The sequence below is a fragment of the Amycolatopsis sp. CA-211722 genome (assembly GCF_056828465.1).
This window is the reverse complement of sequence record NZ_CP184752.1, coordinates 3,156,666-3,169,429: the sequence shown is the minus strand read 5'-3', so window position 1 is coordinate 3,169,429 and position 12,764 is coordinate 3,156,666. Positions and strand designations below refer to the sequence as shown.

Annotated in this window: 12 protein-coding genes; 4 read left to right on the top strand and 8 right to left on the bottom strand. The window is 68.2% G+C overall.

Annotated features, from left to right (window positions below; all coding sequences use genetic code 11):
- Nucleotides 1–19: 19 nt before the first annotated feature.
- From ACOCEP_RS15635 to ACOCEP_RS15620, 4 genes are read right to left on the bottom strand one after another with little or no spacing between them, the layout of a single operon-like run.
- Entirely contained in the window at nucleotides 20–835 is an 816-nt protein-coding gene (locus ACOCEP_RS15635) for a carbohydrate ABC transporter permease (protein WP_340684600.1), read from the bottom strand.
- Complete coding sequence (locus tag ACOCEP_RS15630; protein ID WP_038519394.1) at nucleotides 832–1,767, bottom strand: carbohydrate ABC transporter permease; 936 nt, start codon at nucleotides 1,765–1,767, stop codon at nucleotides 832–834. The genes ACOCEP_RS15635 and ACOCEP_RS15630 overlap by 4 nt, the downstream gene beginning before the upstream one ends.
- On the bottom strand, nucleotides 1,767–3,107 hold the full coding sequence (locus ACOCEP_RS15625; RefSeq protein ID WP_482337986.1) for an ABC transporter substrate-binding protein: 1,341 nt from the start codon (nucleotides 3,105–3,107) through the stop codon (nucleotides 1,767–1,769). Before ACOCEP_RS15625 ends, ACOCEP_RS15630 begins: the two co-directional genes overlap by 1 nt.
- Nucleotides 3,100–4,104: a zinc-dependent alcohol dehydrogenase family protein gene (locus ACOCEP_RS15620; protein WP_394360601.1), complete on the bottom strand. Its 1,005-nt coding sequence runs from the start codon at nucleotides 4,102–4,104 to the stop codon at nucleotides 3,100–3,102. The genes ACOCEP_RS15625 and ACOCEP_RS15620 overlap by 8 nt, the downstream gene beginning before the upstream one ends.
- 129 nt (nucleotides 4,105–4,233) lie before the next feature.
- Between ACOCEP_RS15620 and ACOCEP_RS15615 the strand changes: the two genes are divergently transcribed.
- On the top strand, nucleotides 4,234–5,214 hold the full coding sequence (locus ACOCEP_RS15615) for a sugar-binding transcriptional regulator (RefSeq protein ID WP_482337985.1): 981 nt from the start codon (nucleotides 4,234–4,236) through the stop codon (nucleotides 5,212–5,214).
- A gap of 82 nt (nucleotides 5,215–5,296) precedes the next feature.
- On the opposite strand, the gene ACOCEP_RS15610 is transcribed toward ACOCEP_RS15615, so the two are convergent.
- Complete coding sequence (locus ACOCEP_RS15610) at nucleotides 5,297–5,656, bottom strand: winged helix-turn-helix transcriptional regulator (RefSeq protein WP_482337984.1); 360 nt, start codon at nucleotides 5,654–5,656, stop codon at nucleotides 5,297–5,299.
- On the opposite strand from ACOCEP_RS15610, the gene ACOCEP_RS15605 reads away from it, so the two are divergent.
- Together ACOCEP_RS15605 and ACOCEP_RS15600 are read left to right on the top strand one after the other, a co-directional pair.
- Nucleotides 5,595–6,323: an NADPH-dependent F420 reductase gene (locus tag ACOCEP_RS15605; RefSeq protein ID WP_482337983.1), complete on the top strand. Its 729-nt coding sequence runs from the start codon at nucleotides 5,595–5,597 to the stop codon at nucleotides 6,321–6,323. The genes ACOCEP_RS15610 and ACOCEP_RS15605 overlap by 62 nt on opposite strands.
- Before the next feature lie 54 nt (nucleotides 6,324–6,377).
- Complete coding sequence (locus tag ACOCEP_RS15600; protein WP_482337982.1) at nucleotides 6,378–7,013, top strand: hypothetical protein; 636 nt, start codon at nucleotides 6,378–6,380, stop codon at nucleotides 7,011–7,013.
- Here the strand turns inward: ACOCEP_RS15600 and ACOCEP_RS15595 are convergent.
- Together ACOCEP_RS15595 and ACOCEP_RS15590 are read right to left on the bottom strand one after the other, a co-directional pair.
- Nucleotides 6,986–7,372, bottom strand: a complete 387-nt coding sequence (locus ACOCEP_RS15595; protein ID WP_482337980.1) for a nuclear transport factor 2 family protein — start codon at nucleotides 7,370–7,372, stop codon at nucleotides 6,986–6,988. The two genes, ACOCEP_RS15600 and ACOCEP_RS15595, sit on opposite strands and share 28 nt — an antisense overlap.
- A 63-nt stretch (nucleotides 7,373–7,435) precedes the next feature.
- Nucleotides 7,436–9,940, bottom strand: coding sequence for a DEAD/DEAH box helicase (locus tag ACOCEP_RS15590; protein ID WP_482337978.1), 2,505 nt, complete (start codon nucleotides 9,938–9,940; stop codon nucleotides 7,436–7,438).
- A gap of 151 nt (nucleotides 9,941–10,091) precedes the next feature.
- Here ACOCEP_RS15590 and ACOCEP_RS15585 point away from each other — a divergent pair, with 151 nt between their 5' ends.
- The gene (locus tag ACOCEP_RS15585) at nucleotides 10,092–11,339 is read left to right on the top strand and encodes a primosomal protein (protein WP_482337976.1); all 1,248 of its coding nucleotides are present in this window, start codon (nucleotides 10,092–10,094) and stop codon (nucleotides 11,337–11,339) included.
- Nucleotides 11,340–11,495: 156 nt separating this feature from the next.
- Here ACOCEP_RS15585 and ACOCEP_RS15580 read toward each other — a convergent pair whose 3' ends face one another.
- Nucleotides 11,496–12,716, bottom strand: coding sequence for an MFS transporter (locus tag ACOCEP_RS15580; protein ID WP_482337975.1), 1,221 nt, complete (start codon nucleotides 12,714–12,716; stop codon nucleotides 11,496–11,498).
- Between the last annotated feature and the right edge of the window lie 48 nt (nucleotides 12,717–12,764).

Sequence of the window (12,764 nt, the reverse complement as noted above, 5' to 3'; positions counted from 1 at the left end):
CCTTACCACTCACGAGGCGTTACTTGACCGCGCCCATCGAGAGCCCCCGCACCAGGTGGTTCTGCGCGATCCAGCCGACGATCATCACCGGCAGCGACGCGAGCAGCGCGGCCGCGGAGAGCTGCGCCCAGTACAGGCCCTCGCTGGTGATGAACCCGACCAGGAACACCGGCACCGTCCCGGCGCGCGCGGCGGTGAGGTTGACCGAGTAGAAGAACTCGGTCCACGAGAAGATCACACAGATCAGCGCGGTCGCGGCCACCCCGGGCGCGACCACCGGCATGATGATCTTCCGCAGCAGGATCGGCAGCGTCGCCCCGTCGATCCGCCCCGCCTCGATCATCTCGTGCGGCACCTCCAGGAAGAACGACCGCATCATCCAGATGGCCAGCGGCAGGTTCATCGAGGTGTACAGGATGATCAGCGCCCACACGTTGTCCAGCAGCTGAGTGTTCTGCGAGATCACGTAAAGCGGGATGATCGCCGCCACGATCGGCAGCATCTTCGTCGACAGGAAGAAGCCGAGCGCGTTGCTCGTCCCCTTCACCGGCGCGAGCGAGAGCGCGTACGCCGCCGGGATTCCCAGCAGCAGCACGAAAAGCGTGGAAACCACGGTCACGAACGCCGAGTTCGACAGGTACGGCAGGAAGCCGCGTTCGAGCACACCCGCGAACTGGTCGAGTGTCGGGCTGAAGAACAGGCGCGGCGGGTCGGTGTAGGCGTCGGCCTCCTGTTTGAAGGCCGTGAGGATCATCCACAGCAGCGGGAACACGAACAGGATCGCGATCACCCAGGTCGCGACCGTCAGCGCGCCGGGGCCGAAACGGCTTTTCATTTCGCGCCTCCCTGTACCGAGAACGTGCGGAACATCAGCCGTAGCGCGAAGGTCGCGACGATCATCGTCAGGATCACGACGATCACGCCCATCGCGGACGACTGCCCGATGTCGAAACCCTGGAACGCCCGCTGGTAGATGTAGAACGGCAGGTTCGTGCTGGCCGTCCCCGGGCCGCCTTGGGTCATCAGGAAGATCGCGTCGAAGCTGTTCACGATGTAGATCGCGCCCAGCAACGTCGCCAGCTGCAGGAACCGGCTCAGATGCGGCAGTGTGATCGCGGTGAACGTCCGCCAGCGGCCGGCGCCGTCGACCGACGCGGCCTCCAGCACGTCCTTCGGCTGGCTCTGCAACCCGGCCAGGATCAGCAGCATCATGAACGGCGTCCACTGCCAGACGACCTGGGCCATCACGGCGGCCAGCGGGAATTCCGAAAGCCAGTCGACGTCGGTGCCGAACACGAAGTGCAGCAACCCGTACGTCGGGTCGAACATCGTCGTCTTCCACAGCAGCGCGCCCGCCGCGGGCAGGATGAGGAACGGCGTGATCAGCAGGGTCCGGACCACACCGCGGCCGAGGAACTTGCGGTCCAGCAGGATCGCCAGCCCCAGGCCGAGCAGCAGCGAGAAGAACACGCACACCACCGTGAGCACGACGGTGTTCAGCAGCGCCCCGAGGAACGTCGAGTCGGCGAAGACGTCGATGTAGTTCTGCAACCCGACGAAATGCCGCGAACCCGGCCGCACCAGGTTCCACGACTGGAACGAGTAGAACACCGTCAGCACGAAGGGCAGCTGCGTCACGGCGACGACGAACAGCAGCGCCGGCAGCAACGGCAGCCGTCGTTTGAACGGCGTATCGGTACCGCGCTTCGGAGCCGCCTTCTTCGCGTGGGCGGGCTCCGGGCGGGCAGGAGCGGAGATCGTGGCCATCACTGCGCCTCCTGATACGACTTGCCGACGGTCTGTGCGTACTCCTGCGACTGTTCGAGTGCTTCGTCCACGGTGATCTGGCCCGCGATCGCCGCGGAAAGCTGCTGGCTCACGCGGGTGCCGAGATCCTGGAACTCGGGGATGCCGACGAACTGGATGCCGGGATAGGGCACCGGATTCACCATCGCCTTGCGCTGGTCGGCGTCCGCGATCCCGTCCAGCGTCGGCTGCGCGTAGGCCTTGGCCGCCTCGCGGTACTGCGGGATGTCGTAGGTCGATTTCCGCACGCCCGGCGGGACGCGGTTCCAGTCGCCGAACTCCGTGGCGACCCGCTGCACGTAGGCCTTGTCGGTCATCCAGGCCATGAACTTGAAGGCGGCTTCTTTGTCCTTCGCCACCTTCGGGATCGCCAAAGCCCAGGTGTAGAGCCAGCCACTCGACTGTGTCTTCTCCACCGGCGCCGGGGCGTATCCGGACTTGCCGACGACCTTGCTGGCCGACGGATCCTCGTTCGTGCCCGCCATGACCGTGGCGTCGTACCACATCGCGGCCTGGCCCTGGGTGTACCGCGTGCCGCATTCGGAGAAGCCCGCGCTCGACGCGCCGACCTCGCCGTGGTTCCGCACGAGGTTCACGTAGAACTCGGCGGCGGCCTTGAACTCGGGGCTGGTCAGCTTCGCGTTCCAGTCCTTGTCGAACCACTGCGCGCCGAAGGTGTTGGCGACCGTGGTGAACGGCGCGAGGCTCTCGCCCCAGCCGGGCTTGCCGCGCAGGCAGATCCCGGCGATGCCCTTGGCCTTGTCGTCGAGCTTCGCGGCGTACTCGGCGATCTGCGTCCAGGTCGGCTTGGCGGGCATGGTGATCCCGGCCTGTTCGAACAGATCCTTCCGGTAGGCCAGGAACGACGACTCGCCGTAGAACGGCACCGCGTAGAGCGACCCGTTGTGCGACAAGGATTCCTTGATGCTCGGGATGAAGTCGTCCGCGTCGTAGGACGGGTTCGCCGCGATATGCGGGCCGAGGTTTTCGAGCCAGCCGTTCGCGGCCCACTGCGGCGCCTCGTAGTTGCTGATCATGACGACGTCGAACTCGCCGCCTTCGGTGGCCGTCGACGCGGTGATCTTCGCGCGTGCCTGGTTCTCCGGCAACGACACGAATTTGAGGCTGACGCCGGGATTCGCCTTCTCGAACTCGCCGGAAAGCTCGATGGCGTCCTTCATCTGCGGGTTCGCGACGATCGCGACGACGAGCGTCCGGTCACCGGTCCCGAGCGCGCCCGCACCGGCGCACCCGGTGAGGGTCAGCAGGAGTACCGCGAGCAGAGCGGCCGCTTTACGCACTTTCGCCTCCCGGTATTACCTGCACCTTCAAGCCGGCCCCGCTGCGCATGAGGGCGAGAGCGTCGGGGTACTGCTCCAGCGGCAAGGTGTCGGTGAGCAGCGCGGCGGTGTCGACGGCGCCGTCGGCGACCAGGTCGAGCGCGGCACCGAAGCTGTTCATGACGGCCATCGAGCCGACGACGGTGATCTCGTCGTTGTAGATCCGGAACGGCGAAAGCGCGACGCGGGCTTCGGCGGGCGCGACGCCGAAGACCAGCAGGCGGCCTCCGCGCTGAAGCGAGTCGAAAGCGGCTTCGATGGCGGGCGCGGCGCCGGTGCAGTCCGCGGCGGCGTCGAACTTCTCGTCGTCCAGATCCTTCACGTCGCCCGCGACCGCGGCAGCGCCGAGGTCCATGGCACGGCCGAGGCGGGCCGTATTGCGGTCGACCACCGTGACGTGGGCGCCCGCGCGCTGCAGCAACTGCTGCATGATCAGCCCCATCGTGCCCGCGCCGACGACGAGGAACCGCTCCCCCGCCTCGACGCCGATGCGGCGCACGCCGTGCACCGCGCAGGAAACCGGCTCGACGAGGGCGCCCTGTTCCCAGGTCATCGTGTCCGGCATGCGGTAGCAGTTCGCGGAGGGAACGGCGACGTACTCGGCGAAAGCGCCGTTCACGGTGTCGCCGGTCGCGTTCCAGTTCTCGCAGAGGTTGCCGCGGCCGGACCGGCAAGGCTTGCAGTAGCCGCAGAACAGCGACGGGTCGACGGCCACCCGGTCGCCGATCTTCCAGCCGCCCGGCACATCCGCGCCGAGTTCGACGATCTCGCCGGCGAATTCGTGGCCGGGGACGATCGGATAGGGCGTCGGCGGGAAATGCCCGTCGGCGATGTGGAGGTCGGTCCCGCAGATCCCGCAGGCACCCACCTTGACGACGACCTGGCGATCCCCCGGTTTCGGATCGGGCACCTCGCCGACCCTGATCTCCCCGGGCTTGTCCACGATCGCGGCACGCATGCCAGCTCCTCTTCTCTCCGCTCAAATGAGCGGGACGGGCCTATGCTTCGGACTGCATGTCCAGGCATGGTGAACTTTTCCCTGGTGTTACGTCAACCTTTCGGGTTGATTTCGCGCTATAGTGCTCAGATGAGCGGGAAGAAGCAGGTTCCCGGCCTGGTGGAGTCACTACGCCTGGCCGCGGTCGCCCGGCGGTTCTACGAGCAGGGCGCCTCGAAACTCGAGATCGCCGACGAGTTCGGGATCAGCCGGTTCAAGGTCGCGCGAATGCTGGACGCGGCCAGGGAAACCGGCATCGTCCGGGTCGAGTTCCGGCTGCCGGCGCCGGTCGATCTCGTGCTGTCCGAGGAGATCCGCGCGGCGTACCGGCTCGACCGGGTCCTCGTGCTCGAACGAGCGCCGGAACCCGAATCCCGCGAAGTGGCGCGGCGCAAGATCGGCACGCTCGCCGCCCGCCTCCTGACCGAGATCGTCACTCCCGGCGACGTCCTGGGCCTGTCGTGGGCACGTTCGGTGAACGCGATGACCGACGCGATCGAGTCACTGCCGAAATGCCCGATCGTGCAACTGTGCGGGGTGCAGGCGGGGATGGACATGCGCGACCGTTCGGTGGAGACGGTCAGCCGCGTCGCGTCGGTGTCCGGCGGCGAGCCGTACCCGATCTTCGGCCCGCTCGTCCTCCCCGACCGTCGCACCACCGAGACGCTGCGCCGGCAGCCTGGCATCGCGGAGACCTTCGGTCAGTTCAAGAACCTGACCAAGGCCGTCGTCAGCATCGGCGCGTGGAAACCCGAGGAGTCGACGGTCTACGACGCCCTGGACGAAGCCGAGCGGAGCGCGATCGCGAAACGCGGCGCCAAGGCCGAGGTCTCGGCGCGCCTGTTCGACGCCGACGGGACCCCGATGTCCACCGGGCTGGCCCACCACGTGCTGGCCATCAGCGCCGAAGACCTGCTGGCCGTCCCCGAAGTGATCGCGCTCGGCTACACGGAGCCGAAGGCCGAAGCGATCGACGCCGTCCTGCGCTCGGGCATGGTCTCGACGCTGATCACCGACGCCGCCGCGGCCGTTCCGCTGCTCAAGCTGGCCGAGGCGCGCCCGCTCCCCTAACCGCGAGTTACGCCTCCAATCACGCGAGTTACGCCTTCAATCACGCGAGTTACGCTTCCAATCACGCGAGATCGCCGCTCAATCACGCGAGATCGCGTAACCGGGTCGCCTCGTCCTGCGCCGCCATCACCTCGTCGCCGTGCCGGAACGCCCACGCCCCGAAGGCCTCGATGGGCGCCAGCAGCGTGACCCCGAGATCCGTCAGCGAGTACTCGACCTTCGCTGTCCGCCCGCAGTCGCGCCGGTGGACGAGCCCGTGGAACTCCAGCCGCCGGACGGTCTCCGTGAGCACCTTCGTGCTGATCCCGCCGAGCCGTCGCCGCAGTTCGGCCGGGCGCAGCGGTCCTTCGCGCAAGGCCCACAGCACGACCGGGTTCCACGTGTTCGCCATCAGGTCGAAGGCCAGCCGGGCACGGCAATCGGCGAGGAAGACGTCGTTCATCGGACCTCCGGTAACCAATCGGTACCCGCGCGGCTTTCTACCGTCGTGCTGTCCACTCGATCTTAGGGAGCAGCACATGCGTATCGGTATCTTCGGCGCGGGCGGGATGGCGGAGGCGCTCGGCGGCCAGTGGGCCAGGGCCGGGCACGAGGTGATGGTCGCCGCCCGCGACCGCGTCAAAGCCGCCAGGATCTCCCCGCGGGTGGGGACTTGGGAGGAGACCGCCCGCGCCAGTGACGTGATCCTGCTCGCCGTTCCCGCCGCGTCGGTACCGGAAGTCCTTGCCGCGGCGGGGACTCTCGACGGCAAGGTGCTGATCGACTGCACGAACGCCGTCGGCCCCGGCGCCGTGCTCACGGTGCCCGATCAGGCGGCTCGGATCGCCGCGGCCGCACCCGGCGCGCACGTGGTCAAGGCGTTCAACCTGTGTCACGTGGACGTCTGGCGGATGACCCCGCCGGTGTTCGGCGGGCGTCCGCTGGCGGTGCCGATCTGCGGCGACAAGGTGGGCGAGGTGAGCGAACTGGTCCGCGACATCGGGTGCGTTCCGCTGGTCGCGGGAGGTCTCGACCGGGCCGCACTCATGGAGGCGACGATGGCGTTCATGGTCGGCCTGTGGTTCGACGGCCACGACGCCCAGGCCTGCTTCCCGCCCCTTCCGGCCTGATTTCAGGGTCGTCCCCGATGTGCCGGGCCGGGCGGTCGCGCGAACCTGTGCGCCATGCGGACGAAGACCTGGCGGCAGCTGACCGTGTGGCTGCACGTCGTCACTTCGGTGGGCTGGATGGGACAAGCCCTGGCGCTGTTCACCTTGCTGGTGATCGGCCGCACCAGCGAGGACCGTGAAATCCGCGTGGCGGCGACGTCGATGGCGCACGAGATCGACACGGTCCTGCTGGCGCCGCTCGCCAACGCGTCGGCGTTCACCGGTTTCGCGCTCGCCGCCGCGACGGCCTGGGGGTTCACCCGGCACTGGTGGGTGCTGGCGAAGTTCGCGATCACGCTCGTCCAGCTCTACGCCGGGATCTTCCTGCTGTCCGGTGCTTTGCGGGACTCCGTCGGCGGCGATCCGCCGCCGGCGCAGCTGGCCGCCGGGACCGCGCTGATGGCGAGCGCGTTGGCGTTCCAGGCGTGGCTTTCGGTGGCGAAGCCGTGGGGCAAGGTCCGCTCCGGCGTGAAGCTCCCGACGGCGCCGACGTGGGTGTTCGTCGCCGCGGTCCTCGCTCCGCTCACCGACATCACGGTGGGGCTGCTCCTGGGCTATCCGCTACCCGCGCTCTCGCTGGCGGTGCTGATCATTCAGCTGGTGCGCCGCCGGCGAGTGCTGGGTCAGGCCTCGATGACGCCGGTGGCCTGAGACCAGACACAGCGCCACGTGCCGCCGTCCTCGGTGTAGACGTCGGTGTGCCAGGCCTCGTGCCGCGGGATGTCCGCGCCGTCGACGGTCAGTTCGATGAAACACCGGTAGCGGAGGACGACGACGTCGGTGCCGACGATGGCGTCGATGTCGCCGATCAGCTCCAGCTCCCGGTAGGCGACCCGTCCGGTGGTGAGGAGATCCAGGTATTCGGCCTTCGTCCACACGGTGCCGGTCGGGTTGCACAACCGGTACTCCTCGGCGTGCAAGCGGTCGTAGGTGCCGCGATCCACGTCGAGGAGACAGCGGATCCGGTCCTGCTCGGCCTCGATCACCCGGCCGGCCACGTCGTCGGTCATACCCCGCTCCCCTTCGCTGTCCCGCACTGTCCTGCACTGTCCTGCCCAGGAACGCGCCAGGCGTCAGAGCCGATCCACCGCCGTGATCCGGATGACCGCCGAGCCCGCCTCGTCCGAAGCCGCCAGATCGACCTCCGCGCCGATGCCCCAGTCGTGATCGCCCGCGGGATCGTCGAAGATCTGTCGCACCCGCCAGATCTCCTTCTCCTGCTCGATGATCAGCAGCTTCGGCCCGCGCGCGTCCGGCCCGATGCCGAGCGTTTCGTGCTCGTCGAAGTAGTCCTCGATGGCGTCTTCCCACGCGTCCGCGTCCCAGCCCGACGCGGCGTCCAGCTCGCCGAGCGTGTCGTAGGCACGCCGCGAAGCCAGCTCCACCCGGCGGAACAGCTCGTTGCGCACGAGCACCCGGAACGCCCGCTCGTTCCGCGTGACCGCGGGCGGCTCGGACGGCGGCCGCGTCGAGACCGGGCCCTCCTCTTCGGGATGCCGCAAGGCTTCCCACTCGTCCAGGAGGCTGGAGTCGACCTGGCGCACGAGTTCGCCGAGCCATTCGATGAGGTCCTGCAGCCCCTCGTTCTTGGCCTCGTCGGGCACCGTGTGCCGCAGCGAGTCGTAGGTGTCGGTGAGGTACCGCAGCACCAGCCCTTCCGAGCGGGCCAGCTGGTAGAAACCGATGTACTCCACGAAGTTCATCGCGCGCTCGTACATGTCGCGCACGACGGACTTCGGCTTGAGCTCGTAGTCCTCGACCCACGGATGCCCTTGCCGGTAGCGGGAATACGCCGCCTCCAGCAGCTCTTCCAGCGGCTTCGGGTACGTGACGTTCTCGAGCAGCTCCATCCGCTCGTCGTACTCGATGCCCTCGGCCTTCATCGCCTGCACGGCCTCGCCGCGCGCCTTGAACTGCTGCTGCGACAGCACCGGCCGCGGATTGTCCACAGTGGATTCCACAATGGACACGACGTCGAGCGGGTACGACGGTGATTCGACGTCGAGGAGCTCGATTGCCGCCAGCGCGAACGGCGAAAGCGGCTGGTTCAGCGCGAAGTCGAACTGCAGGTCCACCGTCAGCCGGACGATGCGGCCCTGCTCGTCGGGTTCGTCGAGCCGTTCCACGACACCGGCCGCGAGCAGCGCGCGGTAGATCGCGATCGCGCGCAGGATCAGTTTCCGCTGAGCCGGACGGTCGGAGTGGTTGTCCTCCAGGAGATGCCGCATCGAGTCGAACGCGTTGCCCGGCCGGGAGATGACGTTCAGCAGCATCGAGTGGCTGACGTGGAAACTCGACGTCAGCGGCTCCGGCTCGGCCGCGATCAGCCGGTCGAAGGTGCTCTCCGTCCAGTTGACGAACCCCTCGGGCGCCTTCTTGCGGACGATCTTCTTTTTCTTCTTGGGATCGTCGCCCGCCTTCTCCAGCGCCTTGGCGTTTTCGACGACGTGGTCCGGCGCCTGCACGACGACGTAGCCGTCGGTGTCGTATCCGGCGCGGCCCGCGCGGCCGGCGATCTGGTGGAACTCGCGCGCCTTGAGATGCCGTTGCCGCACACCGTCGTACTTCGTCAGCGCGGAGAAGACCACTGTGCGAATTGGTACGTTGATGCCGACGCCGAGCGTGTCGGTCCCGCAGATCACCTTCAGCAGCCCCGCCTGCGCCAGCTGCTCGACGAGGCGCCGGTACTTCGGCAGCATGCCGGCGTGGTGCACGCCGATCCCGTGCCGGACCAGCCGCGACAGCGTCTTCCCGAACCCGGCCGAGAAGCGGAAGTCGCCGAGCATGTCGGCGATGGCCTCCTTCTCCGCCTTCGAAGTGACGTTGATGCTCATCAGCGTCTGCGCGCGCTCGATCGCCGCGGCCTGCGAGAAGTGCACGACGTAGACCGGCGACTGTCCGCCGTTGAGCAGCTCGGACATCGTCTCGTGCAACGGCGTCAGCGCATAACGGAAGGTCAGCGGCACCGGCCGCTGCGCCGAGGTGACCACCGCGGTCGGACGGCCGGTCCGGCGGGTGAGATCTTTTTCGAAGAACGAGACGTCGCCCAGCGTGGCCGACATCAGCACGAACTGTGCCTTCGGCAGTTCCAGCAGCGGCACCTGCCAGGCCCAGCCTCGATCCGGCTCCGAATAGAAGTGGAACTCGTCCGCGACGACCTGGCCGACCGGCGCGTCGGCACCGAAGCGCAACGCCATGTTCGCCAGGATTTCCGCCGTGCAGCAGATGATCGGCGCGTCGGCGTTGACCGCCGAGTCGCCGGTCATCATGCCGACGTTCTCGGCGCCGAAGATCTCGATGAGCTGGAAGAACTTCTCCGAGACCAGCGCCTTGATGGGGGCCGTGTAGTAGCTGCGGCGGCCGTGCGCGAGCGCGGTGAAGTGCGCCCCGACGGCGACCAGGCTCTTACCCGAGCCCGTCGGCGTCGACAGGATCAGGTTCGCGCCGGAGACCACCTCGATGATGGCCTCTTCCTGCGCGGGGTACAGCTCCAACCCGCGCTCGGCCGTCCAGGTGGAGAAGGCTTCGAACAGCGAGTCGGGGTCGGGATCCGCAGGCAGGAGGTCTGTAAGTGTCATCAGAGGACCTATCGTGCCATCCGTTGGTCGCTTCTTGCCCAGGGGTGATCGCGCCCATCGGCGGAAACCCGTAGGCTTCGCGGTACCGCGCACCTTCCGGGCACCATCACCCGGCCGCGCACACAGGCGGTAATCCGAGAGGGCTAAAGGAATGGCACAGGACATCATCCCGATCGAACTCGGCCTGCCACAGGGTGACGTCGTCACCCTCTGGGCGCCGCGCTGGCGGGAAGACGGCGAGGAATGGGAAGCCTTCCTCGGCGACGAGGAGGACCTGTACGCCTTCCCGGACGCCGCGCATCTCGCCGCCTTCGTGCGGACCTCCGAGCAGCACGACCTGCTCGACCACCCCGCGTGGGAGGTCGTCCCGGCGCTGAACGTGCCCGAGCTCATCCCGGACGACGACCACACCTACGACCTGGTGGGCGTCCCCGAGCTGGTCGCCGAGAAGCCGGACCAGTGGACGCTCGGCGAGCTGGCCGAGATCATCGGCATCGTGCGTTCGCTCGCGGACGTGTGCGAGCTGGACGAGGTCCACGAAGTCCTCGACGCGCACGAGAGCTTCTCGCTGCTGGACCAGGGCACGCTGCCCTTCTCCGGCCGTGACGGCGAGCGCCTCTGGGCGGACCTGTCGCAGGCGGTCTCCGAGAAGTGGGACACCGTGCTCGACGCGATCGACGGTCTCGTGACCGTCCCCGACGTCGACGAGAAGGTCCTGGAGCAGACAGCGGAGGAGCTCGCGACGTTCCTCGCGGAATCCGCCGAGGCCGAAGCGGCCGCCGTCGACGCGGACCTGGTGGACGACGCGGACGAGGACGACGACGAAGACGACGAGCCCGTCGGCTTCTGGGGCGAGGTCGGCATCGACCCGATCAAGATCATCACCTCCGGCGCCGAGTACTACACGCTGCGCTGCTACCTCGACGACAAGCCGATCTTCCTCGGCAGCGAAGGCGAGATCGACGTCTTCACCTCCGAGAAGGCCCTGATCCGCGCGATCGCGGACGGCAAGGAGCTGGCGGACAACGATCTCGCCCAAGTGTCCACTTGGGACGAGGTGTCCACGAAGGCCACCGCGGGCGAGCTCGAGATCGAGGTCGACACCGAGAACACCTACGTGCTGAACGGGATCGCCGAAGACATCGCCGAAGGCCCGGAATCGATCGACCCGACCCAGCTGGAGCTGGCCGTCGAGCTGATCACCGACGCCGCCGAGTGGGCCGAAGACGACAGCGTCGAAACCGCGCTGGCCGCCAACGAAAGCCTCGGCTGGCTGGTGTCGTTCGTGCTGCGGCCGGACCCGTCGCGGCTGGAGCCGAGCGCTCCGTTCGACGCCGAGCAGTCCGAGTGGCGCAAGCTCGTCGAGACCTTCGAGAACAGGTTAGCTGTCGCGCGCTGACGAAAAGCGCGCCGAAGGGGCGTCGTTCCCGATCAACGTCACGTTGGGCGGGAAGGCGCCCCTTCATCGCGTTTTCGTGGGCCTTCGGCCCGAAAGAGGGCGCGCGAGGTGAAGTCTCTCGTCGCGCTGGCGCGCTTCCGAGAGACGGTCTGCCGGTCACCTTGCAGGGCGCGCTGGTCTTGGGGGCATGGTCGCTTCGTGCTTGACGGGCACCAAGGCGACGGCCAGCGCGGGGAAGATCGCGGCCACGCAGAACGCCAGCGCGTACCGCGAATCACCGATCACCAAGCCCAGCATCGGCGGGGTCAGCGCGGCGGCGACGTTCTGGCCGGTGTTCTGCGTGCCCATCGCCCGCCCCGCCCACGCGAGCCCGGCCATCTCCGCCGACGCGGTGAACCCGAGCCCGTTGTCGGACACGGTGATCACCGCGGCCAGGACGAGCGCGAGCAGCACCAGCCACGGCCACGTCGCGTCCCCGAGCGCGACCAGCAGCATCACCGCGCCGCTCGCGATCGCCAGCTGCCGCATCGGCCGCAGCCTGCTCCCGACGCGGTCGGACCAGTAGCCCGACACCAGCCTGCCCAGCGCGCCGAGGATCTGGACGGCGCCGACGAACCAGCCCGCGGACGCGGCCGTCCAGCCGTGCATGGTCACCAGGTAGACGGGCGTGAACGCGGAGACCGTGAACTGCGGGACGACGAGCAGCGCGCTCGCGCCGTGGACCCGCCACAACGCCGGCCTCCGGTACGGCGACGGCGGTTTCTCCCCCGTCGTCCCGGATTCCGGACGCGGTGGGTCGATCAGGAGCCAGGCCACCAGCAGCGCGACGCCGATCGCGGTCAGCGCGGGCAGCAGGAGCGAGACCTGAAAGCCCCAGCGGTCCGCGAGCGGCGGGAGCCCGAAGGCGGCGACGCCCACCCCGAGCGGCTGGGCCATCTGGCGGATGCCCATCGCGAAGCCGCGTTCGGCCGGGCCGAACCAGCCGAGGACGGCCCGGCCGCTCGCGGCGTTCACTGACGCGGTGCTCGCGCCGGCGAGCAAGAACACCCCAAAGAGGATCCCGAGCGAGTGGTCACCGGCGGCCGCGTACACGAGGAGTAACCCCGAGACGCCGAGCCCGATGGCCATTACCAAACGCTCTCCGTAACGGTCCGCGGCCGCGCCCCACAGGATCAAGGTGAACAACAGGCCAAGGCTCGGCGCCGCGACCACGGTCCCCGCTTCAGCGAGCGAGAGCCCCTCCGCGCGCTGCATCGACGGCACCAGGAACGGGATCCCGTAAAGGAACGAACAGCTCGCGGTCTGCGCGGCGAGGCCGAGCGCGAGGATGAGCCAGCGTCGTTTGCCGCCGATCCCCACGTCCACGACCTGCGCCATCTTCGCCACCGTTCCACTATTTGGGATATAACTCCTACATAGTGAACG